A 24,959-nucleotide genomic window follows, 5' to 3' on the forward strand; every position below is an offset into this window, starting at 1 on the left:
TGACTAAGTTCATCAATTGAATTCCTCTACTCTGGAGCACCTATCATTGTGTTGTTAAGTTGACGTTCTATTTTTCTGCACCTACGACGTCTTTTTACTTAACTCATCATCTACCGGGTTATAGAGTTCACCGGCCAACACTTTCTCACGTTCAGTCTTTTTTTATTCTTTGCTTTTATGAAAGCGCTCGAAGTCATAATATTAATGATTTTACTTTTTGGTCAAAAACGAGCTATTGACATTTTTTGCAATAGCTCGCTTGATTTTAAGCGGGGTATTTAAGGCTTTCCCCTCGACTCGCTATAATGTCCTTATACCAATGGAAAGAAGCTTTTTTCTTTCTGTCTAGGTTGTTTTGATGGTCTACATAAATGAAGCCATATTGCTTTTTATAGCCATTCAGCCAACTGAGTAAGTCAATTGCAGACCATGCATAATAACCTTGAATGTTCACACCTTCATCAATGGCTTTTTTTACAGCCACTAAATGGTCATTAATGAAGTTAATTCGAGGAATGTCGCATATCTCTCCCTCAATGATTGGGTCTTCATCACCGAGGCCATTTTCAGTGATGTACATAGTGACATCACCATAATAGTCTTTGAGTAGTCTCAAACCATCAACAAAGCCTTCCGGTGAAATCTCCCAACCCCACTTGGTGTAACGCTTATCTTTCATTGATACGCTGCGGTATTCACCATCAAAGCTTGGGTTGCCAGGAGCACCTGTGGCATTTTCTCGTGAATGCTCAACGTGTTCTGCTTGGCCTAGAATTCTTTCTACTCGTACGGGTTGATAGTAGTTCAAACCAATAAAATCGTTGAGTGGAGCAGCTTGGGTTAATGCGAGTCTTTCTTCCTCAAGTATTTCAGGCATCCAGCCACGCTCTTCAAGAATCTTCAAAACATAGTCAGGGTAGTGACCTTTCAAGATAGGGTCATAGTACCAGTTGATGCCGAATTGATTTGCGTGACGCTCTGCCCATTTGTTGTCGATGCTATCGTCCACTGAAAAAGCAGGAGAGAATACGTGGCTTAAGCCGATATCACCATATTGATTTAGCTCTTTGTATGCGAGTACTGCTTTCGCATGTGCTGAAAATACATTATGAGTGGCTTGAAAGTAGAGCTTAGGCTCATCCTTAATACCTGGTGGATGGGCGCCAGCAAGGTAACCATGACCACAGAAAACAACGGTTTCATTGAAGGTTATGAAGTGTTTAACACGGTCCCCAAATGCTTCAAAACAAACTTTGGCATAGTTAACAAACGCATCAATGGTTGCTTTATTCGTCCAGCCGCCTTGTTTCTCTAGCTCCAATGGTAAATCCCAATGGTATAAAGTCACAAATGGTACAATGCCGTAATGTAAGCATTCATCAATAATGTTGTTGTAGAAATCGATGCCTTTTTGATTCACCTCACCAGTACCGTTAGGAATAATTCGAGGCCAAGCGATAGAAAAACGGTATGACTCTAGCCCCATTTCTGCCATGAGTCTAATGTCTTCTTTATAACGGTGGTAGTGATCTACAGCTAATTCACCCGTTGTATTTTCAAAGGTTTTGCCTGAGATTTTAACGAATTCATCCCAGTTACTCGGGCCCTTACCGTCTTTATCGATTGCGCCTTCTATTTGATAAGCGGCAGTGGCTGCGCCAAACAGAAAACTGTTGGAGAATTTCATAGTCTTTTCCTAGTTTAATTGAATGCTTGGAGCGTAGGCTCCAAGCATTCAGACTGGTTATGCAGTGTGTTTAGAGATAAGAGCGTTGTACCAATGGAAGCTTGCCTTTTTAGAACGTTTCATCTCTTTTAGGTCAAACTCTTCACGGTCAACATGAATAAAACCATAACGTTTAGCACAACCTTGGTGAGTACTGACTAGGTCAATTGCAGACCAAGGACTGTAACCGAAGACCTCAACACCATCAGTGATAGCAAGCTGAACTTGGTCAATATGTTGCTGTAGATATTCGATGCGGTAGCTATCATCAATTGAACCGTCAGCTTCGACGGTATCAAAAGCACCTAGACCGTTCTCAGTCACAATAAGAGGTAGAGCATAACGCTCGTAAATTTCACGCATTGTGGTACGGAAACCAACAGGGTCAATCTCCCAACCAAACTCGTTTTTCACTAGGTTCGGGTTCTCAGTACCACGGTAAGCACCGACTTCACCAATCGTGATTTGTTGGTCGCCAGTTGAGTTGATGTCGCTCTCATCACCAGTACTTTCAGCAACGGTTTGCGAGTTGTAGTAGTTAAAGGCGATAAAGTCAGGCTTAGCTTGAGCCATAATGTCCATATCGCCGTCTGCAATCTCTGGTGTTGCATCACGTTCTTTTAAGAATCGCATCGCTGTTGGGTTGTAGCGACCATAAACTGCCATATCTAGGTATAGCCAGTTACGAATTGCCGAGAACGTGTTCGCTGCAAGAACATCTTCTGGTTTTGAAGATGCAGGGTAAATCGTTGAAATATTTGGCGCAGGACCAATTTTAGCTTGAGGAAGCATATCGTGACAAAGTACCATTGCTTTGGCTTGTGCTAGCAACATGTGGTGGTTTTGTTGGTATAGATCTTTCACCGGGTTCTCACCGCTAACACTCTTGGTACCAATGGCATCACCGTGCAAGATCATCATATTTTGTTCATTAATTGTTAGCCAGTACTTAACACGGTCACCGTACAGCTCGAATAGTGTTTTAGAGTACAGTGCAAACGCATCAACAGTGTCACGATTTGACCACCCGCCTTTTTGTTGTAAAGCATATGGTAAATCAAAGTGATAAATCGTTAGGATAGGCTCAATATTGTGCTTGATCAGTTCGTCGATTAAGTTGCTGTAAAACTCCACGCCTTTCTGGTTAATTTCACCGTCACCATTAGGGAAGATACGCGTCCAAGCCACAGAGAAGCGGTATGCTTTCAAGCCTAGCTCTGCAAATAGTGCTACGTCTTCTTTGTAGTGGTGGTAGTGGTCACTGGTAACTTTAAAATCTGTTGTACCCTCGACAATTGGAGCCATATCGATAACTGATGGTCCTTTACCGTCTTCGTTCCAAGCGCCTTCAACTTGGTAAGCTGAGGTTGACGCGCCCCAAAAGAAATCGGTAGGGAAAGGAGTTAGATTCTTAGGTTTCATGTTTATCTCTTTATTTTAATCTGTTGTTATTTTATTGAATTTTACGGTGTAGGTTGATTAGCTCTTCAATCAACTCACGAGCAAGCATTGCAGTCATAATGTGGTCTTGAGCGTGAACCATGATTAGGTTCACTGGCACTTTTCCTTCACCTTCATCCATTCCAATGAGCTCAGTTTGAACCTTGTGAGCACGCTTTGATGCCTCAGTAGATTGTGTTAGTAATGAGTCAACTTCTGCCCATTCACCTTTCTTTGCATTCTGTAGCGCTTGCATTGCTAGGCTTTTTGACTCGCCAGCATTGATGATCAATTCCATTACGGTTGATTCTAGTTCCATGTGGATATCCTCAATATTTTTGATGAATAGAGTGGTAGTACCCACTCTATTGAGTTAGATGAATGTTACGCGAAGCTTTGTTCACTAGATTTGTTATCTTGAGTAGAATTTGTGTCTTGAGGCTGCTCTTCTGCAAGCAACTGTTTTTCGTAAATTTTGAAGAATGGGTAGTAAACAACCAGATTTACACCAATTAGAATGAACACCAGTACAGCATTGTTTAGCTGCCATCCAGCTCCCCAAGCTGCACCTATTGGTGCTGGTGCCGTCCAAGGAACCAGTGAAACCATTTTGCCAATCCAGTCCATACTCGTCGCGAAGTAAGCGATGATAGCGTTGATCATTGGAGCGCCGACAAATGGAATGAACATAATAGGGTTCATAACGATTGGTGAACCAAAGATTACAGGTTCATTGATGTTGAACATTGCAGGAACTACACCAAGACGACCGATTGTTTTAAGGTGAGCAGATTTACTTCTCAGGTAAAGTAGAACTAATGAGAATGTTGCACCAGAGCCGCCTAATACAATAAAGAACGACCAGAATGGTTCAATAAACACTTGAGGCAGTTCCATTCCTGCAGCAAGAGCTTCTTGGTTTACACCTAGGTTGTAAAGCCAGAAGGGTGCCATGATGCCAGAAACGATTGCTGAACCATGAATACCAGCAAACCATAGAGTATGTGCAACAAGTACAGCAAGTAAAATCGCCGGCAATGTGTCAGATGCTGATACCAATGGCTGGAATAGAGCCATAATTGCACCTGGAATTAGCATATCGAAATTGTTTTGAATTAGAAGGTTTAGTGGATAAATCGTAACTATCACGATCATTGTTGGGATCAGCAGGTTAAATGACTGACGAATTTTATCAGGCACCTGCTCCGGCATTTTAATGCCAATATTATGAACTTTTAAGAAACGAGTCAGTTCAGTAACAAAGATCGCAACAATGATTGCAGTAAAGATACCAGTGCCACCAAGGTACGTTGCAGACAGAGCACCATCTTTCATCGGTGCTGCTATCAAAAGAAATGACATCAATGAAAGCATTGCCGTTGGTAGGGCATCTAACTTGTAGCTATTTGCTAGGTTATACGCGATACAAGCAGAGATATAACATGACATAATCCCCATACTCATATTAAAAGGGGTCATGATTTCATCAAAATAGGTGGATGACATTGAAATCCACCATTGACCTAAGGCAAACGCGGTATCTTCCGAAAAAGGAGGAAAAGCAAACACAAGCAAGAAAGAACCCACGATCATGAAGGGCATTGCGCCAATGAAGCCGTCACGAATTGCACACACGTGCTTTTGAGTTGCCAGTCGGCCTGCTATCGGTGTTAAGGTGTTTTCTAGAAAATCGAATAATGCTTTCATCGTGATATCCCTCTTATTGATTTAGCATTGTGATTGCATCGTTAAGGATTTTTTCGCCTTTCATCATGCCGTAATCCATTTGATTCATTACAGAAATTGGTTTGTTAGCAGCATCAGCAATCTCTTTGAAATCATTGAGTTTGTATTTAATTTGTGGACCTAGTAAAACGCAATCGAAGTTTGGAAGGTTCGACTCGAATTCATCTAATCCCACAGCTTCAATATGCGCTTCAATCCCTTTCGCTGCCGCAGATTGCTTCATTTTGTTTACGACCATGCTAGTAGACATACCAGCAGCACAGCACAATAAAATGTTGATCATGATTTAGTTCCTTTTCTTATTAATTTATCACTTAATCTAGTAAGCGTTGTAGAGTACGAGAAAAATGTAACCGGTTACAGAAACCGGTTACAGAAACCGGTTTCACTTGTGTGAGAAATGTCATAAAATATCGTTACTCAATGCTACAATTGATGACGGGCATCACATTAGGTAAGAAATCGGGTTCGAATTTAGGGGTTACTATGTTCTAGTAGACAGTAAGATAACTTTATTTTTTGATAATTGGTCCATATAAACAATAACTTATAATAATATCCAAACGTAACGTGGGTAAGTGATGAAAGGAATAGAATGAGTACCATTGTTGATGTCAGCAAACTTGCTGGAGTCTCCAAAGCAACAGTCTCGCGTGTGATCAACGGCACAGGTCAGGTTAAACAATCGACAAAAGATAGTGTCTTCGCCGCGATGGAACAGTTGGGTTACCGTCCAAACCGGACCGCTCAAGCTTTAGCGACAAATAAAACTGATACAGTGGCATTGGTACTGTCTAACTATGACAGTACTAGGTGGGGGGTACTATTACAGCAAATCTCAATTCAACTTCAATCAGAAGGCAAAACACTAACAGTAATCGATGGTAAGAATGACCCTCAACATGAATATGAAGTAATTAGACAACTAGAAGGGCAATTTGATGCCATTTTGCTTTATAGCCGAACCCTATCTGATGAGCATATACAAACGTTAGAATCACAACTGTCCGTGCCTTTTGTTGTGTTAAACCGTGCCTCTATGGCAGGGAATTACCATTCAGTATCCATTGATCAATCTAGTCTTATCGTGACCGCAATGGAACATTTGATTTCATGCGGTCATAAGAGCATCGCATGCATAACTGGTCCAATAGACAACCCAACAGGAAAAGCTCGTATCGAAGGTTATAAGCGAGCTTTAGAATCATCTAGATTGCCTTATAATCCATCTTTAGTGTTATCCGGTGATTACCATATAAGAAGTGGATATGATCTGTGTACCAACCTCTTGAAGTTAAATGTGAAGTTTACGGCGATTCTCGCATTTAACGATAATATGGCTTTAGGAGCGATTAAAGCTTTGTCAGAAGAAGGGGTTCACGTTCCAAGTCAAGTATCTGTTATTGGTATAGATAATGATCCTTTTGGTGAGTTTTCAACCCCAGAATTAACGACCATAGACTTACCGATTGAACTCATGGCACAGAATGCTGTTAAGTTAGCGTTAAAGCTACGTGATGAAGCTGTTCCATATGAACCGAAAATCTTAAATGGAAATTTAATAAGTCGAAATTCAGTGACCCCATTCCATGCGAATAAGTCTTGGTTAAGTTTCTAAAACCCTGAGGTGTGTGATTCATACAAAGCTCTCCTCGGAAAACAGCCCCAAAACGAACCATTAAAGATGGCTGACTCGTCAGTCCTTTTTCCATTGTTGTAGCAAACTTTGGGGCAAAAGTGTTTTAGCTTACCTGCCCCGTATTGAACAATATGAACGCGCAAATATAAGCGGTGAGATCGATAGCTTTACTCAGCGGTATTCCTGCACCATGGTTCGCATTGACATCAGTACGAATCATCACAGGCGCACCACCTTGATGCTTGTCTTGAAATTAACGATACAAAGATTTGGTCGACTCTCTCACAATTAAATCAATCTGAGGCAACCTTGCTTCATGTCGCTCGCCAGATAACAAGTTCAAGATCGACTGAGCACACACTTCACCAATCTCTTCAATTGGCTGCCTTAATGTTGTTAACGCGGGTGTGAAATACTTCGACGTTGGTAAGTCATCAAACCCAATCAATGACACATCTTCTGGCACTTTATAACCGTGATCGTGTAGCGCCTTAATCGCCCCGTAAGCGGTTTGGTCGTTAGCAGTAAACAAGGCGGAGAAGTGAACCCTAGATTCTAACTCTTGGATTCGTTTTTCTAATGCTTCGATATTAGTATCAGCAGCAAAAGAAGAGAGTGAAGCAAGCGATGCCGCCACTGCGACCGTTATTGGCAAAAGCTTAAATTTTTGCATTGTATTTCCCTATTATTTTTTTGAGTTTTCATCGAACAGGGAAATATTAAGCAATGAAAGAGTTGAAAAGTTGGTCGCTGTTCACACTGATAAATCAGCTTAAATGCCATGAAACTTTTAGAAAATCCATGACGAAAACTACTGATTTTAGATCAACAGGTTATAGTGAAAAATGCGTAAAATATCAGCTTGAAATCGCTTTCATTTCATCAGTAATGGTGGCGGCTATCACGTAAAAGGGTGCCGAAAAGCAAAGAGAACGAGGTGTGAATTTGATTGGTTTTCATATATATGAAAAACCTCAAAATCTAAGGTAGATTTTGAGGCTTCTTGGTCTGAGTAAAATACCCAGTTATCTAGAATCAAGCATTCGTTAAAGTGAATCTAGAGACGCAACCCCCATATTGAACAGAGTAAATGCGTAGATATCGGCGGTGAGATCGATCGCTTTGCTGAGCGGCATTCCGGCGCCATGGCCCGCATTAACATCAATACGAATCATCACGGGCGCACTACCTTCATGCTTATCTTGCAGCTCTGAGATGAACTTATAAGAGTGAGCAGGCACTACGCGGTCATCGTGATCAGCGGTCGTCACCAATGTTGCTGGATAATCCGTGCCACGCACCACATTATGAACCGGAGAATAGCCAAGCAGATATTCGAACATCTCTCTGTTCTGCGCGGATGTGCCATAGTCGTACGCCCACCCTTCGCCAGACGTGAATGTGTGGTAACGCAACATGTCCAACACCCCAACAGCAGGCAGAGCCACTTGGAACAGCTCAGGCTTTTGTGTCATACAAGCTCCTACCAGCAAGCCTCCGTTAGAACCGCCGCGAATCGCCAACTTATCGCTACTGGTGTAGTTTTCTTCAATTAAGAACTCGGCAGCAGCAATGAAGTCGTCAAAGACATTCTGCTTTTTCTGCTGAGTTCCCGCTTTGTGCCACGCCTTACCATACTCACCACCGCCACGCAGGTTCGGCACCGCATATACGCCACCCAGTTCTAGCCAACTGCCAACCGTGCCCGAGAAAGAAGGCGTTAGGCTAACGTTAAAGCCACCATAGGCGTACAACATGGTTGGATTATTGCCATCTAACACTAATCCCTTCTTATAAGAGATAAGCATCGGAACCTTGGTGCCATCCTTCGAGGTATAGAAGACTTGTTTAGACTCAAATTGATCCGACTCAAACGGAGACTCAGAGCGTTGGTAGATTTCAGAATTGCCTGATTCGACATCGAAAGAGAAAATCGTTGGCGGCGTTACATAGTTGGTAAAGGTGTAATAAAGCTGAGTTTGCTCGTTTTTTCCACCTAAGCCACTGGCCGTTCCCAGCCCAGGCAAATGAATTTCACGAACTAGGTTACCTTGGTAATCCAACTGCTCAATCTTAGACACCACATCCACCATGTAGTGAGCAAACAAGTGGCCACCACCCGTGCTGATATCCAATGGCTGTGGCTTTTCAGGGATGATTTCGAGCCATTTCCCATCGCGAGTACCAAAGCTCACCACCTTGCCATTAGGCGCATCAAGATTCGTATATAGAATGAAGGTCTCATCTTGGTTATCGATGAGATAAATGTCGCTATCCACATGATCAATCAGCGTGTTCAGCTGTTGTTCTGGTGAGTTTAAATCGATATAGAACAGTCTATTACCCGATGTCGACTCTCGCCCTAGAATGATCAAGTAACGGTCGTCTTCGGTGGTATAGCCTGATACATAGCGGTGCTGCTCAGCGTTGTTCTCACCAAAGATAACTTTGTCGCTAGCTTGCTCTGTACCCAACTCATGGAAGTACAGCTTGTGTTGCTCAGTACGAGCAGAGAGTTCACTGCCGTCTGGCTTGTCGTAACTAGAGTAATAAAAGCCGCGATTACCCAACCAAGAAATACCAGTAAATTTGGCGTCAGTGATTTCGGCTTCAAGCTGCTGTTTAGTCTCGGTATCAATCACGAAGATCTTGCGCCAGTCGCTACCACCTTCAGAAATGCTGTACGCCACTAAGCTGTAGTCTTTAGAAAACGACACCGAGCCTAGAGATGTGGTGCCGTCTTCCGAGAAGGTATTCGGATCTAGGAATACTTCAATCGACTGACCTTCTTTCTGACGATAAAGAATACTGTGATTCTGCAGTCCATCATTCTTATAGAAATAGGTGTAATCACCTCGCACAAACGGCTGTGAGCTCTTTTTGTAGTCTTGCGCTTTCGCTAATCGCTCTCGCAGTTCTGCGCGATACGGGATTTGAGCGAGGTAATCAAACGTCACTTCATTCTGGCTCGCCACCCACTGCGCGGTTTCGTCACTTCTGTCGTCTTCTAACCAGCGATATGGGTCTTCGACTATCTGACCAAAATAGTCATCGCTGACGATCTGTTTGTTGGTGACTGGATATTGATACTCTTTTAAATAGCTCATCGTGATCCTTATTAAAAATAATGTGAAATCGTCAGATAACGCGTTCTGATGTGTTCAATCAATAACTTAATCTTGTTCGGTGGCTGACGAGTGAACGGGTACACCGCATAAATACCCAGCTTTTTACCGACTAAATCAGGGAAGATATCCACCAACTGGCCGTTACGAATATCGTGATACACCAGACAACGTGGCACGTACGCCACACCATGACCGCCCAAAGCGGCTTTTCGTAATGCCGTCGCGTTATCGGTAGAGAAAGAGCCAGAGACGCGCACGATGTATTTGTCGTTGTCGGTACAGCCATCCTTACTGTGTAAGAACTGCCACTCACTAGCGCCTGTCGTTTGATAAGCGTATTGCAAGCAATTGTGCTCAACCAAATCCTTGGGCTGCATCGGCTTACCGTTCTTAGCAATATAAGACGGCGAAGCGCACACCACCCATTGTGAATCCAATATATGACGAGCAATGAGGCTTGAATCTTCCAAGTAGCCGGTTCGAATCACCAAATCGAGACCATCCTCAACCAAGTCGACAAAGCGATTATTCAGAGACATATCGACCGTTAAACCTGGGTGCATATTACAAAACTCGGCCACAGCGTCTGCGAGAATCAAATCTCCGGAGATAGTAGGCACTGACATTTTGATATGACCACTGACATTTTCACCAAAGCCTGAAACTGCGTCCATAGCCTCTTGAGCTGCCTGCTTCACATTTTTGGCCCCGTGTAACATTGCCTTGCCCGCCTCAGTCAAGGTCAATTTACGCGTGGTTCGATATAATAATTGCACGCCAATCTCTTCCTCTAAACGCGCAATTCTTTTACTAACTACCGAATTTGTAAGGTTATTTTGCTCTGCCACCTTACTGAAGCTGCCTAGTTCTACCACCTGTGAAAACAGGATCAAATCGTCTGCTCGCATCTGATTATGCCAATTTTGGAATTAATTATTTTCATTATTTCCCTATATCAATAAAAAATAAAGGGGTAAATTCACGCCAAATTAACAAAACAATTACAAAAACAGTCATTCCAATTACAAGATTCGCCTAAAGAAGGTTCCCGTTTAGAGGCCAAAGCGATTCAAATAATGACAAACCATAACGTGATCTTTACTTCAAACATGAACGTTTGAAAACAGTACGAGGAAGTACCCATGAGTGAAACTCTACTAGCCCTATTGGCATTTTCACCAATAGTTGTTGCAGCGATTCTGCTGGTTGGCCTTAACTGGCCTGCAAAAAAAGCGATGCCTGTGGCATTTGCCTTAACCGTTGCTATCGCCCTACTTGCTTGGGACATGTCTGGCACTCGCGTGCTGGCTTCTGTATTCCAAGGCTTCGGCATTACAGTGTCGGTTCTCTGGATTGTGTTCGGCGCCATCTTCTTATTAAACACTTTGAAACACACCGGAGCTATCACCACCATCCGCAACGGATTCACTGATATATCCGCTGACCGTCGTGTTCAAGCAATCATCATTGCTTGGTGTTTCGGTTCATTCATTGAGGGCGCATCTGGCTTCGGCACACCAGCTGCCATCGCTGCACCACTGCTGGTTGCTATCGGCTTCCCTGCGCTGGCTGCGGTACTGATGGGCATGATGATTCAATCTACGCCGGTATCGTTTGGCGCGGTTGGTACACCTATCATTGTTGGCGTAAACAAAGGTTTGGATACGCACAACATCGGTGAAAGCCTGATTGCCAATGGTTCAACATGGGATGCTTACCTACAACAGATCACATCAAGTGTTGCGATCATCCACGCCTGCGTTGGTGTGATGATTCCTGTATTGATGGCGATGATGCTGACTCGCTTCTTCGGTAAGAACAAAAGCTGGACTGAAGGTCTTGATATCCTGCCATTCGCACTGTTCGCAGGTGCCGCTTTCACCATTCCTTACGCACTAACGGGTGTTTTCCTAGGTGCTGAGTTCCCATCACTGATTGGTGGTTTGGTTGGCCTTGCGATTGTTGTAACAGCAGCAAAACGCGGCTTCCTAGTACCTAAATCAAAATGGGATTTTGAGAGCGAAGACAAGTGGCCTGCAGAATGGCTAGGTTCTCTGAAAATCGACCTTGACGACAACAATCAAGGCCATAAGAAGATGAGCATGGCGATGGCATGGGCACCATACGTGCTGCTAGCGGTGACCTTGGTTGCGAGCCGCGTGAGCCCTGAATTCAAAGGCCTACTGAAGAGCGTTAGCCTATCGTTCAGCAACATCCTTGGTGAAACCGGTGTGAGCACTGCGATTCAGCCTCTGTATCTACCGGGCGGTATCTTGGTCTTCGTCGCGCTGGTTGCTGTTCTGATGCAATCTCGCAGCGCAACGCCACTGGCTAAAGCCTTCGGTGAATCGAGCAAGACTCTGATTGGCGCAGGCTTTGTGTTGGTGTTCACCATCCCAATGGTTCGTATCTTCATTAACTCTGGTGTGAACGGCGCAGATTTAGCAAGTATGCCCGTAACCACGGCAAACTTCGCAGCTGACCTCGTTGGTAGCGCATTCCCAGCATTGAGTGCAACGGTTGGTGCGTTAGGTGCCTTCATTGCAGGTTCGAACACAGTTTCAAACATGATGTTCAGCCAGTTCCAATTCGAAGTAGCGCAGACTCTGACTATCTCTAGTGCGGTGGTTGTTGCTCTACAAGCCGTTGGTGCAGCAGCAGGTAACATGATTGCGATTCACAACGTGGTAGCGGCATCAGCAACTGTTGGCTTGCTAGGACGCGAAGGTGCAACCCTACGTAAGACAATCATTCCAACGTTCTACTACTTGGTGATGACAGGCATCATCGGCCTAGTGGTTATCTACGGATTCAAAATGACCGACGCACTTATGTAAACCATAAGTCGTTCAAAAGCACTTGGCGTTAATACTCAATTCCCCGACAGCGACACCGTCTAATAAGACAGTTGATGAGTTCCGGGATGGATACTAGAGCACATCAACACCCATGGGTATTAATGCCATTTTCCCGAATTAAAGCAGCCCAAACCAAGCTCTCAAAGAAGAGCAACATCCCAAGAATTTAGGACTGAAATTATGATCATATCCGCATCGACTGATTACCGCGCCGCAGCAAAAGCGAAATTACCACCGTTTCTTTTCCACTACATTGATGGTGGCTCTTACGGAGAACATACCCTACGTCGCAACACGGCTGACCTAGCTGAGATTGCGCTAAAACAACGCGTACTCAACGACATGTCGGACCTAAATTTGGAAACCGAACTATTTGGCGAGAAGCTAGCGATGCCAATCGCACTGGCGCCTGTTGGTTTAACGGGTATGTACGCAAGACGCGGTGAAGTACAAGCAGCAAAAGCCGCCGACAACAAAGGCATCCCTTTTACCATGTCGACCGTGTCGGTATGTCCGATTGAAGAAGTTGCACCTAAGATTGAACGCCCAATGTGGTTCCAACTTTACGTGTTAAAAGACCGTGGCTTCATGAAGAACGTTCTTGAACGCGCTAAAGCCGCTGGCGTCACAACACTGGTCTTCACCGTGGATATGCCCGTACCCGGCGCTCGCTACCGTGACATGCACTCAGGAATGAGTGGTCCAAATGCAGCAGTACGCCGCGTATTCCAATCTATGCGTCATCCTAGCTGGGCAGTTGATGTTGGCTTGTTAGGTAAGCCACATGACCTAGGCAATATCTCAACTTATCGTGGTTCTCCTACCAAACTGGAAGACTACATCGGTTGGTTGGGCGACAACTTTGACCCATCAATTTCATGGAAAGATCTAGAGTGGATCCGTGATTTCTGGGACGGCCCTATGGTCATCAAAGGCATTCTTGATGAAGAAGATGCAAAAGACGCCGTGAGATTTGGCGCAGACGGTATCGTCGTTTCAAACCACGGCGGTCGTCAGCTTGATGGTGTTCTATCAAGCGCTAAAGCATTACCTGCAATTGCAGATGCAGTAAAAGGCGACACTAAGATTCTGGTCGACTCTGGCATTCGTACTGGCTTAGATGTAGTGCGCATGATGGCGATGGGCGCAGATTGCACCTTACTTGGCCGCTCATTCGTCTACGCGTTAGCGGCTCAAGGACAAGCAGGCGTTGAGAACCTACTCGACCTGTACGACAAAGAGATGCGCGTTGCGATGACTCTAACTGGCGCGAGGACAATCAAAGACTTAACTCGTGAATCTTTGGTGGGGTTAGATTAAATCTCCACGATTCAGACTCATGCTTTGGTCTACTTAGGCTGAAGTTCAATCGGTGTCACAGCAATTCCACTACCGTTGTGACACCGTTTAAGCACTGGAAAATAATATAAAAACAAATCAGTGCCAAATAAGAAGCACAAGGAAGCAAAGATGGAGACAAACACATCCCATGAGCGAGTAATAGACGCACAAGCTTATCAGCAGCTTGAAGCGATACTGGCTCAAAAAATAGAAACAGAACGCATTGTCACGCAAGAGGCAAAGCGATTGGCTTACGGCACCGATGCGAGTTTCTATCGCTTGGTGCCGAAAATGGTTCTAAGGCTCAAGAACTTAGACGAAGTGATATTCACCATTCAAAGCTGTCGCGAACTCGGTATTCATTTTACCTTTCGCGCTGCGGGTACCAGCCTTTCAGGCCAAGCCGTTTCAGACTCGGTACTTATTACTCTGACCGACGACTGGCGTGGCCATGAAATCGTCGACAACGGCAATCAGATTATCCTTCAACCGGGTGTGATTGGTGCTGATGCTAACAAATACCTCGCCCCTTTCCAACGTAAAATCGGCCCAGACCCAGCCTCTATCAACACCTGTAAAATTGGCGGTATTGCCGCGAACAACGCCAGCGGTATGTGTTGTGGTACTGCGCAAAACTCCTATCGCACCGTCGAGAGCATGAAAATCGTATTGAGTGATGGTTCCCTGCTTGATACGGCAGATAACGCCAGCGTTGAAGCTTTCAAGCAATCACACAAAACGTTGTTTGAAGGCATTATTGATTTACACAGACAGACTAGCTCAAATCAAGAACTGGCAGACAGAATCCGCCACAAGTACCGTCTTAAAAACACCACCGGCTACGCGCTCAATGCATTGGTCGATTACCACGACCCAATTGAGATCATAAAACACCTGATGATTGGCTCAGAAGGCACACTAGGCTTCATAGCCGAGATCACTTACAACACGGTGATTGAACACCCGAACAAAGCTTCAGCGCTATTGGTGTTTGCCGACATCGAGCAAGCAAGTAAAGCCGTAACTACATTATCCAAAACTCCGGTTGCAGCCGTTGAGTTGATGGACGGCAGGGCGCTACGTTCTGTCGCGGATAAACCGGGTATGCCTGCGTTTATGCCAAACCTAGATTTAGAAGCGGCGGCTATTTTGGTGGAATCACACGCCAGCTCCCAGCAGGACTTAGATTTACAATGTAAATCAATTTTGGATGCATTGGCTGATTACACGATTGTTGAATCGGTCCCTTTTACGTCCGATCCAAAGACTGTTGCAACCCTGTGGGGCATTCGAAAAGGCATGTTCCCAGCAGTTGGGGCCGTTCGTGAAGTTGGCACAACCGTTATCATCGAAGACGTGGCTTTCCCTGTCGAAAACCTCGCTAACGGTATTCGAGAGCTACAAGAGCTGTTCGACAAATACGACTACAGCGAAGCGATCATTTTTGGTCACGCCCTCGAAGGCAACCTGCACTTTGTATTTACTCAAGGCTTCGACAGTCAAACAGAAATCGATCGATACGGCGGTTTCATGGATGACGTTGCCGAGCTAGTTGCAGTGAAGTATCAAGGTTCACTGAAAGCGGAACACGGCACGGGCCGAAACATGGCACCTTATGTGGAATTGGAATGGGGCAAAGATGGCTATGCCTTGATGCAACAGATCAAAGCGCTGTTTGACCCAGAAAGGCTGCTCAACCCCGGCGTTATCATCAACGACAATCCAAATTCCCACATCACCGACCTAAAACCAATGCCTGCTGCCGACGACCTTGTTGACCGCTGTATTGAGTGTGGATTCTGTGAGCCTGTTTGCCCGTCTCGCACACTGACCTTGTCACCTCGCCAACGTATTGTGTTGTACCGAGAACTGCAACGCCGCCGAGAAGCAGGTGAAGAGATAGAAGCCAGTGAACTAGAGAAAACCTTCGAATACCAAGGCATTGATACCTGCGCGGCAACAGGCCTGTGTGCTGAGCGCTGTCCGGTAGGCATTAATACGGGTGACTTAGTGAAGAAGCTTCGTGTTGCCAAGTATGAGAAGTTCACACCAATCGCTAAGTGGACAGCGGATCATTTCTCGACCACCACTAAGCTGACCAAGGCTGGCCTCAAAACCAACCAAGTGGCGAGTAAGGTTCTGGGCGCCAACACGGTCGGCAAGCTTACCAATGGCCTACGCTCAGTGACCAAAGGCGCGACACCGATTTGGATGCCAGAGATGCCGCAATCCAACAATCACTCCCTCACGGCTTCACCAATGACAGCCGAAACATCGAACAACGCGAAGAAAGTAGTTTACCTCCCTTCGTGTGCCAGTCGAACCATGGGGCAACAAAGTGATGCGGGCGACCAACGTCCTCTAACTGAAGTGACCATGTCTTTGCTTAACAAAGCCGGATTTGAGGTTATTCTTCCGAAGAAGCTAGACGACCAATGTTGTGGCATGCCTTACGACAGCAAAGGGATGACCGATTTAGCCCAATCTAAAGCGCAACAACTCGAAGAAGTGTTATGGCAAGCCAGTCGTCAGGGTGAATACCCGGTACTGATGGACACCAGTCCGTGCGCCAAACGCAGTATTGAGCAGTTCACCAAGCCATTAGAGGTGCTAGAGCCGACAGGGTTTGTGAATCAATACTTGCTAGAGCACCTGACGCTTGAGCCACTGAAAGAAACCGTAATGCTGCATGTCACGTGTAGCTCTCGTCGAATGGGCTTAGAAGGCGCGATGTTAAACCTTGCTAAAGCGTGTACCGAAGAGGTGATTGTTCCAGAGCATATTCAATGTTGTGGTTGGGCAGGTGACAAAGGCTTCACTACACCAGAGCTGAATGAGGCGGCGGTACACCCACTCAAGGAACAAGTGCCGAGCAACTGCACTCGTGGCTTTAGTAACAGCCGAACCTGTGAGATCGGTTTATCACACCACAGTGGCATTCCGTATCAATCAATCTTGTACTTGGTGGACGAAGTGGCGCAGTAGCTTCACTCATACTGCGAGCAATGTGCTCTAGCTTAAAACGAAAAATGGCAGCCCAATCAGGCTGCCATTTGTTTATTCGATTTAAAACGTATTACCGAGCTAGATATTGCTGAGCTAGCGGCTACTGAGCTAAGCGCACCAACTCTTCTGGCGAGTAGTGTTCTGCTTCTGCGCCTTTGGCGATTAAGTCGATCACTTGGAACTCGTTCATGTCACCAAACTCTTTGGTTAAGTAATCACGGAACGCTTTCTCGTTCGGCCATTTGCCTCGCACGATATAGCCATCTTCCTTATCGAAATCTTCCGTCTCAAAGAAAGAAAAGTCGGTCATACCAATATTGTGGCAATACAAAACGAGATACATGTTGAATCCTTTACACTTAACTAGGGCCTGTTTAACTTTCGAGCCGATCAAAAAGCGTCTCTAAAAAGCAGGGCTAAGGTTACAACATAAATGCTAAATCGAATACCCAATCGGATCGTCAATTTAGAAACCTCAGCGACCGGATCTTTACGTTAGTCATCAAACATCAAGTTAATGGCTGCACCTAACAAGATCAGCCCAACAATTGGCCACATGACTGCTAATGGCGCGCGCTCAATGTATGGAAGGTTCTCTGAGATCATCAAACCCCATTCAGGTGTTGGTGGCTTTGCCCCTAATCCGATGAAGCTCAGCGAGGTCAGACTTAGAGTGATAACCGGTAGCCTCAACATCGCGTGTCTTAACAACGGTGGCAACACATACGGAAGCAAGTAGAAACGGAAGATTCTAAGCTTACTGGTGCCCCATAGTGGCGCGAGGTGTGTATAAGGTTGAGCCTTCGCTTCTACGATCAAGCTTGAGCAGTGTGCAGCTAGCGGCGCCCACGACACCAATACAATCGCGATTAATGCGCTGTTCGGATTCATCCCCGTTAAGCCTGCAACAAGCAAGCCTGCAATGATGTATGGGATACCCTTAGTGATCTCGATAAGGCCTTGGCTAAAGCGGGTGTTGAAACCCATGATGATGCCCGTCACCAAGCTCAAGAACGTTGCCAATATGCCGGCTTGGAAGGTCGCAATCATACCAGAACCAATTCTCGCCAGTAGGTCTCGACCAATGCCATCTGCGCCCAAAGGTGCTTGCCAACTCGGTGATGCCAGGCGTGCGAATTGGCTAGTGTATGGGTCTCGGAATGCAACCCATACAACGATAGCAATTAGGAAAGAGAAGATCGCAAAAGCAGTGACACGCTTTGCGCGGTTCTGGGTAAAACGAAACGAAGAGTGGCTACTTATGAGCTTGCCGCTTTTCAGGCTGTGGCCAAGAATCAATTGCTGAACAAACAAGCTCATGCTGCTCACGGCAATTGAAAATAGCAGCAACACCAATAAGCCGCCCTGCAACATTGGTAAATCTTGCGCCTTAGCTGCGCCTAGAATCATGCGCCCTATACCCGGAATCGAGAAGATAAGCTCAACCGCGACCGCGCCACCAGTCAAACCAATCACGATCATCGCGATTTGTGGGATCAGGCTGCTCAGCGCTCTTTTGAGCGCAAAGCGAATAATTTGGTTAGAGTGAACGTTGGCACTGAGCCAAGTGATCACCCAAGGTTCATTTAAAACGCGTTGTAAACTGTCTCTAAGTAGGCGACTAAATAGGCCACTGGCGGGCAATGCGAGCGCTAAACTCGGTAGCCATATGTCTTGCCAACTTTGCCAACCATACGGCGGCAGCCAACCTAACCAGATAGAGAACACCAGTATTAATACCGAGGCCACCACGTACTCTGGCAACGATATTAATACCGTACTTAAACTGCTGTAACTCTGCCCCAGCTTGCCCTTCTTCCAACTACGCAAGGTGGCAAGTAAGCCTGCACCGCACAGTGCGAAAGTCATCACAAGTGCACTCGACATCAGAAACAGAGATGTCGACGCTGTCTTTTGAATGCCTAATGCAACCGAAGAGCCATCAATCCATGACTTACCTAGGTCGCCTGAAAAAGCATTTCCTACCCAGTCGATCAGGCGCTCGCTTGCCGAACGGTCAAGCTGAAGATCAGCTCGCACCGCTGCTAGAGCTTCAGGCGTAAGCAAATGTTGTTGCCCCGCCCTCGCACGCAGAATGGATTGGCTTGGGTCGATGCCTGCAATGTCAGGCATCAAGCCAACAAGAATCACCACCACAATCAATGAGGCGATTCTTGATAACCAAGGCGTCAAGAGAAATAAGGTTCGACGCAGAGTCTCAGCAGATAGCATTTATTTAGTTAGCCTGTTTCGCTTGTTTGATCTGTGTAGTTTGGTCAACTAAACGGCGCTCACTTGGGTCACGAACCACATTGCTCACGCGCTCGCTTTCACCTTGAATCACACGTTCGTGAAGCAGTGGAATAGCCGCGAAATCGTTAAGGATTTTTTGCTCGGCTTCGATGATCGCTTGCTGACGCAGTGCACCTAATGGTTGCAGATCAGCGTGAGTCAGTGCTTGGTCTACTTCTTGAGAACAGAATTGACCAAGATTGAATGAACCCTTACAACCAAAGTCACTCATCATGTAAGCCACTGGGTCACCAGAATCTAGAACCGTTGCACGAGAAAGGATAAACGCGTCGAACTTACCAGATAGCGCATCGTTCTCGATCTGAGCGTATTCACGAATATCCAGCTCAACCTTGAAACCAGCCGCTTCAAGTTGTTGCTTCAGTAGCGCTGCCACTTCTGGAAGCTCTGCACGGTCGGTAAAGGTACCGATAACAATACTTTCACCGTTCGCTTTTAGAGTTTTGTCTACTGCCTGACCTTCAGGTCGAATTGGTTCAGCCCAAGCAAGAGCAGGACCTAATAGACCTTGTGCGATATCCGCGTGGTTTTCATAAACAGTGCTAACGATCTGTTCTCTGTCTACCGCACCTGCTGCAACCTTACGTAAGTTGATATCGCTGAACACACCAGACTTGTTGTTCAGGTAAAGCGTATTGGTACGAGGCATTGCCACTTCATAAAGTAGGTTCGGATCAATGGTCGCGATTTGTGAAACGGGTACTGCTTCAACGATGTCTGCTGTGCCTGTTCTTAGAGCTGCAGCGCGAGCAAAACCGTTAGGAACGTATTCTGCAATCACAGATTCAACTTGCGCTTTTTCACCCCAGTAGCCATCGAAACGTTTTAGCTTCGCGCTGGTTGTACCGTTAATTTCAGTCAACTCAAACGGGCCCGTACCAGCACCCATTGGGCTAACACGGCCATCTTCTTGGTAAGCACTTGCTGCAAGAATCGCTAATTGAGGGCTTGATAAACGGCTTGGTAAAAGAGGGTCATCAAAGCTGGTCTTGATCTCTACGCGGTAGTTGTCCATCGCTTTCACTTCGAGATCGACACCATCTAGAATGCGTGGCTTAGGTGCAGCCTCAAGCGCTTTCTGCAAAGAGTTCACTACGGATTCTGCGGTTAATGTAGAGCCATCGTGGAATTTAACGCCTTGGCGAATTGTGAACTGCCAAGTCAGTGGATCAAGATGTTTCCAATCAGTCGCTAGCATTGGTTCTGCTTCTGAGGTTGGGCTCAGGTTAACCAGAGTTTCAGCTGTGCTCCAACGAGATAACTTAAAAGCATCATCAGAAAGTGGTGACAAACCCGTTCTTGGTGGTTGCATCATCGCAACACGAATTTCAGATTTGACTGCAGCATCGCTAGACTCTGGTTGAGAGTCAAAGCAGCCCGTCAAAGGCAGAGCCAACGCAAGCGCGCAAGCCAGTTTGATTGAATTAAAACGCATAGTTATTTTTCTCTGTAAGCTGTATTTCGTTAATAAGCAGTCTTTCGTTAATAAGCAGTATTTCGTAATAAATAAGGTTGTGTTAACAAGTAGATTTCGAAAGTGGCTGAGATTCGATCAGCAACTGAGTCGCAAGGTGAGCAGGTGTGCTCATCACTTGAGGTGTCGGTCCATGCTCCACCATCTCGCCATGGTCAAGAACCAGAATTTCTTCACAAAGCGCCTTTGCCGCACCAAGATCATGCGTCACCAAAACGATTCGCATGTCGCGCTTATTCTTCAGTGAGTTAAGTAAATCCAGCAACCTTTGACGGTTCACAGGGTCAAGGCTAGCAGTCGGCTCATCGGCCACCAACACTGCGGGTCTAACGACAAGAGCCCGAGCGATAGCCACACGTTGAGCTTGGCCTGTAGAAAGTTGATTCGGTTTCAGTGATAACAAAGTGGCAGGTAAGCCCACGTCCAATAGCGTCTCTTCAATAATGCTTTCATGATTACCAGAAACGTCTAAGTTGCTTAACGGTTCGGCTAAGATCTGTCGAACGGTATAGTAAGGATTGAGGCTTGTGTGCGGTTCTTGTGGCACTAACTGGATCAAGCGACACACCCTTGCTTGCGTTTTGCTATTGCGAATCGGCAGCGAATGGCCAAATAGGCTGATTCGGCCAACAGTCGGTGATTTTAGGCCAAATAACAGCTCAATCAGTGTCGATTTTCCGGCACCAGAACGGCCAACAATGGCTAAGCTTTTGTCTTCAACATTGAGGTCGATGTTCTGTAGCGCTTTGAACGCCTTACCCCCCAACCAACTCGGGATTGAGTAATAGTGCACACCGACATTCTCGAACTTAATCTCGATCGGTGTTTGTGTTTCTGAATCTATCACTGGCATTAACGGCGAGACTTCTGAATTTAATGGTAAGGTCGGGCTCATTCGATTAAGTCTCTCAATGAACAACAGAAAGCGTGAGAGCTTGATTCAAGCGCATGTTTTGGTGCGCCGTAAGCCACCACTCCACCATCATCGATGACCAACAACTTGTCACACGCCAATGCGCTTTGCAGGTCATGCGTAATCAGCAAGCCACCAATTTGTCGTTGCTTAACATTGTCTCGAATCAGCTTAAGTATCTCTTGCTCTGTCACCGGATCTAACGCGCTGGTTGGTTCATCGGCGATGATGAGATCGGCGTTACTCAGCAAGCCAATCGCAATACAAATCCGTTGACGTTGCCCTCCCGAAATTTGGCTCGGATATAACGGCAATATGGTTTCAGGGTTAGGAAATCCAAGCTGCACTAACAATTCAATGAGTTTGATCTTGTCTTGTGATTTAAGCTTAGTGCGCGTCCCCGTCAATGCCAAACTGAGTTGACCTTCAATGGAAACCAGAGGATTTAATGCTTGAAGCGCATCTTGAAAGATAACTGCGGGGCGCTGTGCTGCGGTTCTTTGCAACATAGGCAAGCCACACACGGCATCGCCAGAAAGAGAAATATGGCCTTCAACCTCAACCGTATCTGGCAGAAAACCCGCAATCGCGCGTGAAAGCATCGACTTACCAATGCCTGATGGACCCATGATCGCCAACAGCTCACCTCGATATACATCGAAATGAATATCTTGAAAAAGTGTTCTCGAAGAGGTTTTGATCGTTAATTGGTCAACAGACAGAAGTGGGGCGTTCACGCAGATACTCATAAATGGATGTTATAACATAACAACTCTATCATTAAGCCTACATGATGAAAAGCGAACATTGAACCGTATCGCATTTTATTGGCTGTTTGATTGACCATTTTTACTAGGTCATTAGATAAAAAAAGCGCCCTTAGCATAATGCTGTCTGGCGCTTTCAAAAGTACTGGCAATAACGATTGTGTTTCTAACCTAATGACACGCCGCGGATGCACCTTCTATTGGAAGGCACTTCTGCTTAACTTGTGCGATAAACGGATACAAGAAGGCAATACGTCCAAGATAAAACAAGGTAAACGCCAACCACAAACCATGATTGCCCCACATATCGATTGATAATGCCTGTACCGCTAAGAAAACCAACAAAGTAGCGATGCTAGAGTCTCTAACCGGACGCGTGGTACCCGTTCCGGTAAAGATGCCGTAAACCGTTAAGCCAAAGCCAGACACCAGCGGGAACACAATCAACCACGGAGCCATCTCTTGATATAGAGCGACAAGCGTTGGGATATCGGTAAACAAGAAAACAATACTGTCTTTGAACACCAAGGTGAGCAAGGTTAGTACGGCAATAAAGCTCGCCGTCCATTGGAAGTTAAGTCTTAATACACGATCCAACATTGAAGGGTTTTTCTGACCTACCGCTTTACCCGCGAACACACTCGATGCATTGGCAATGCCGTCAAACATGTAACTGACAATGAAGGTCACCTGCATCAAGATCGCGTTAGCAGCCAGAACATCGGCACCCAGTTTAGAACCAGTACGCGCCATCATGTTGAAGAAAACTAAAATACAGATGGTACGAAGTAAGAGATCGGTATTTGAAGAGATGATTGTCGATAGGTCTTTCTTGGTCATCTTCGAACCTTGTAGGAACTCAGAGATCGAGATATTGCTGGTCTTAATCACCAGTGTCATACCAATAGCGAAAGTAGTGACTTGTGCAATCAAACTTGCGTAGGCCACACCCGCAACACCCAAGTCGAAATAAAGTACAAACACCGCATCCAATACAATGTTCAACGCGTTACCAAACACTTGTGTGTAAAGAACTTCTTTGGCTTTCGCCTGCCCCATTAACCAACCAATAATGGTGTAGTTAAGCAACACGAAAGGCGCGCCATAAATCAAAATACTGAAGTAGATATGCGCGTGCTCGGCTACATTGGCTTCAGGCTCTATCACCCACATTGCGCCTTGCCAGATGAGGGGTTGTATCAAGATAAAGATCAAACCCACTAAACCAGACAGCACAAACGGACGCATCAAGCTACCCGCCAAATCAGTGCGGTTTCCCTTACCCAGTGCCATCGCACTTTGGCCCGTGGTACTGACACGGAAAAAACCAAACAACCAATACATGGTGTTCATAATGATGGTGCCGATCGCTACGCCACCAATCAATTCAGCAATACCAAGTTGGCCAATAACAGCGGTATCCACAGCACCTAACAGAGGTTGTGTCACCGTTGAGATGATGAAAGGGAAAGCGATTTTCAGATAATCTTTGTGGGTAATGGTCATATTCTATCGAGTGATATTAAGAACTATTTGCAATTAGAACGAAATGCTATCGTTTAATCCGTACGTTGTCATCATTTACTTAGAGTAGATTATCAACAAAACAGCACAACGATCGATTAAGTGATTTTGCGCTAGCGAGCCAAATGAGTAGCTTTAGATCGGTTAGTAAAAACTCACGGGAAGGTAAAAATCGAGTTCGAATATTTCATCACTATTAAGAAAGTGATTCTGATGATAATGCACATACGCGGGAGTCGAGCGCTGTTTGAAACCAGATGTGGGTAGCCACTTTTCTAACACCATACTGATCTGTGGTAGCAGCTCACCATAGCGGCCATTCAGTCGAAACACCGCATGCAAGCCTCCTGGGATCACCATCTGGTTCACGATACTGCGATACTTAATCGGTTCATCAATCGCGATACACGCGACATAACGACACTGATCCATCTCAACCCAAGCAGGGTTTGAGTGATGCAAACCAAATTGACTTGAAAAATCACGCTGTTCTGAATTCGCCCACGCTTTCAATATCAACCACGCATTGCGAATGGATCGGTTATATCCCGTATGTCGAACATAGGCCGCCATGCGTTCAGGCACTTCAACGATCTTGGGTTCGGGCAATACTCGCTGCGCCACATTCAAATAGCCCGCCGCCACTTCGGGATCTTTCAAATAGGGCTTTTCTGCTACTTGTAAATCATGCTTACGCCATTCTCCGGGCGACATATTGAAGGTCGCTTTAAATGCTCGACTAAACGAAGATACAGAACTAAAGCCACATTTATGAGCGATCTCAACCACAGACGAGCTGGTATCAAACATCAGTTGGTTGGCTGCATACTCCATTCGAGTTCGACGGATATATTGATGCAACGACTCCCCGACCACGCTTTTAAAGGTGCGATGAAAGTGCTGTTCTGAATAGGCCGCTATCTCAGATAACTCTTTGGCAGACAAAGGTTGACTGATGTCTTGGTGAATATGGAACAAGACATCATTGATTCGCGATATGTGTTGACGTGACATCGTTTAAATAGCATAAATGGACATATTTAAGAGCATAAACGGACACGCTAGTTTTTACAATTGCCGTGTA

Annotated in this window: 19 protein-coding genes; 4 read left to right on the top strand and 15 right to left on the bottom strand. The window is 45.6% G+C overall.

The window, feature by feature from the left end:
* Positions 1-265: 265 nt before the first annotated feature.
* The 5 genes from AB6E54_RS04715 to AB6E54_RS04735 all read right to left on the bottom strand — a co-directional run bounded on the left by AB6E54_RS04715 (position 266) and on the right by AB6E54_RS04735 (position 5,195).
* Positions 266-1,687 carry a glycoside hydrolase family 1 protein gene (locus AB6E54_RS04715; protein WP_102332271.1) on the bottom strand — a complete coding sequence of 474 codons (1,422 nt, stop codon included), beginning with the start codon at positions 1,685-1,687 and terminating at the stop codon, positions 266-268.
* A gap of 57 nt (positions 1,688-1,744) precedes the next feature.
* On the bottom strand, positions 1,745-3,148 hold the full coding sequence (locus tag AB6E54_RS04720) for a glycoside hydrolase family 1 protein (protein WP_102332272.1): 1,404 nt from the start codon (positions 3,146-3,148) through the stop codon (positions 1,745-1,747).
* A 31-nt stretch (positions 3,149-3,179) separates the two neighbouring features.
* Complete coding sequence (locus AB6E54_RS04725; protein ID WP_102332273.1) at positions 3,180-3,485, bottom strand: PTS lactose/cellobiose transporter subunit IIA; 306 nt, start codon at positions 3,483-3,485, stop codon at positions 3,180-3,182.
* A gap of 65 nt (positions 3,486-3,550) precedes the next feature.
* Complete coding sequence (locus tag AB6E54_RS04730) at positions 3,551-4,873, bottom strand: PTS sugar transporter subunit IIC (protein ID WP_102332274.1); 1,323 nt, start codon at positions 4,871-4,873, stop codon at positions 3,551-3,553.
* Between the two features lie 13 nt (positions 4,874-4,886).
* Positions 4,887-5,195 carry a PTS sugar transporter subunit IIB gene (locus AB6E54_RS04735; protein WP_102332275.1) on the bottom strand — a complete coding sequence of 103 codons (309 nt, stop codon included), beginning with the start codon at positions 5,193-5,195 and terminating at the stop codon, positions 4,887-4,889.
* A 312-nt stretch (positions 5,196-5,507) separates the two neighbouring features.
* Here AB6E54_RS04735 and AB6E54_RS04740 point away from each other — a divergent pair, with 312 nt between their 5' ends.
* Positions 5,508-6,530, top strand: a complete 1,023-nt coding sequence (locus AB6E54_RS04740; protein WP_102332276.1) for a LacI family DNA-binding transcriptional regulator — start codon at positions 5,508-5,510, stop codon at positions 6,528-6,530.
* 274 nt (positions 6,531-6,804) lie between these two features.
* On the opposite strand, the gene AB6E54_RS04745 is transcribed toward AB6E54_RS04740, so the two are convergent.
* The 3 genes from AB6E54_RS04745 to AB6E54_RS04755 all read right to left on the bottom strand — a co-directional run bounded on the left by AB6E54_RS04745 (position 6,805) and on the right by AB6E54_RS04755 (position 10,587).
* Positions 6,805-7,224 (bottom strand): substrate-binding domain-containing protein, encoded by a 420-nt coding sequence (locus tag AB6E54_RS04745; RefSeq protein WP_102332277.1) that lies wholly within the window; start codon positions 7,222-7,224, stop codon positions 6,805-6,807.
* A gap of 373 nt (positions 7,225-7,597) precedes the next feature.
* Positions 7,598-9,658, bottom strand: coding sequence for a prolyl oligopeptidase family protein (locus AB6E54_RS04750; RefSeq protein WP_372100699.1), 2,061 nt, complete (start codon positions 9,656-9,658; stop codon positions 7,598-7,600).
* 11 nt (positions 9,659-9,669) lie between these two features.
* Entirely contained in the window at positions 9,670-10,587 is a 918-nt protein-coding gene (locus AB6E54_RS04755) for a LysR family transcriptional regulator (RefSeq protein ID WP_009846145.1), read from the bottom strand.
* Positions 10,588-10,821: 234 nt separating this feature from the next.
* Between AB6E54_RS04755 and AB6E54_RS04760 the strand changes: the two genes are divergently transcribed.
* From AB6E54_RS04760 to AB6E54_RS04770, 3 genes are all read left to right on the top strand, one after another.
* The gene (locus tag AB6E54_RS04760) at positions 10,822-12,516 is read left to right on the top strand and encodes an L-lactate permease (RefSeq protein WP_065583580.1); all 1,695 of its coding nucleotides are present in this window, start codon (positions 10,822-10,824) and stop codon (positions 12,514-12,516) included.
* A 201-nt stretch (positions 12,517-12,717) separates the two neighbouring features.
* Positions 12,718-13,857, top strand: coding sequence for an FMN-dependent L-lactate dehydrogenase LldD (gene lldD / locus AB6E54_RS04765; protein WP_229647885.1), 1,140 nt, complete (start codon positions 12,718-12,720; stop codon positions 13,855-13,857).
* 150 nt (positions 13,858-14,007) lie between these two features.
* Positions 14,008-16,863 carry an FAD-binding and (Fe-S)-binding domain-containing protein gene (locus AB6E54_RS04770; protein WP_372106743.1) on the top strand — a complete coding sequence of 952 codons (2,856 nt, stop codon included), beginning with the start codon at positions 14,008-14,010 and terminating at the stop codon, positions 16,861-16,863.
* A 121-nt stretch (positions 16,864-16,984) separates the two neighbouring features.
* On the opposite strand, the gene AB6E54_RS04775 is transcribed toward AB6E54_RS04770, so the two are convergent.
* From AB6E54_RS04775 to AB6E54_RS04805, 7 genes are all read right to left on the bottom strand, one after another.
* A complete protein-coding gene (locus AB6E54_RS04775; RefSeq protein WP_017061558.1) occupies positions 16,985-17,227 on the bottom strand; it encodes a hypothetical protein in 243 nt (80 codons plus the stop codon).
* 152 nt (positions 17,228-17,379) lie between these two features.
* The gene (locus AB6E54_RS04780; protein WP_372106741.1) at positions 17,380-19,116 is read right to left on the bottom strand and encodes an ABC transporter permease subunit; all 1,737 of its coding nucleotides are present in this window, start codon (positions 19,114-19,116) and stop codon (positions 17,380-17,382) included.
* 4 nt (positions 19,117-19,120) lie between these two features.
* The gene (locus tag AB6E54_RS04785) at positions 19,121-20,632 is read right to left on the bottom strand and encodes an ABC transporter substrate-binding protein (RefSeq protein WP_102454070.1); all 1,512 of its coding nucleotides are present in this window, start codon (positions 20,630-20,632) and stop codon (positions 19,121-19,123) included.
* A gap of 82 nt (positions 20,633-20,714) precedes the next feature.
* Positions 20,715-21,566 carry an ABC transporter ATP-binding protein gene (locus AB6E54_RS04790; protein WP_372106738.1) on the bottom strand — a complete coding sequence of 284 codons (852 nt, stop codon included), beginning with the start codon at positions 21,564-21,566 and terminating at the stop codon, positions 20,715-20,717.
* On the bottom strand, positions 21,563-22,321 hold the full coding sequence (locus AB6E54_RS04795) for an ATP-binding cassette domain-containing protein (RefSeq protein WP_102533981.1): 759 nt from the start codon (positions 22,319-22,321) through the stop codon (positions 21,563-21,565). Before AB6E54_RS04795 ends, AB6E54_RS04790 begins: the two co-directional genes overlap by 4 nt.
* Before the next feature lie 201 nt (positions 22,322-22,522).
* Positions 22,523-23,857, bottom strand: a complete 1,335-nt coding sequence (locus AB6E54_RS04800) for an MATE family efflux transporter (protein ID WP_372106736.1) — start codon at positions 23,855-23,857, stop codon at positions 22,523-22,525.
* A gap of 162 nt (positions 23,858-24,019) precedes the next feature.
* The gene (locus AB6E54_RS04805) at positions 24,020-24,889 is read right to left on the bottom strand and encodes a GyrI-like domain-containing protein (RefSeq protein WP_137002080.1); all 870 of its coding nucleotides are present in this window, start codon (positions 24,887-24,889) and stop codon (positions 24,020-24,022) included.
* Between the last annotated feature and the right edge of the window lie 70 nt (positions 24,890-24,959).

Source organism: Vibrio sp. 10N.247.311.49, from assembly GCF_041467655.1.
GTDB classification, from domain to species: Bacteria; Pseudomonadota; Gammaproteobacteria; order Enterobacterales; family Vibrionaceae; genus Vibrio; species Vibrio crassostreae_C.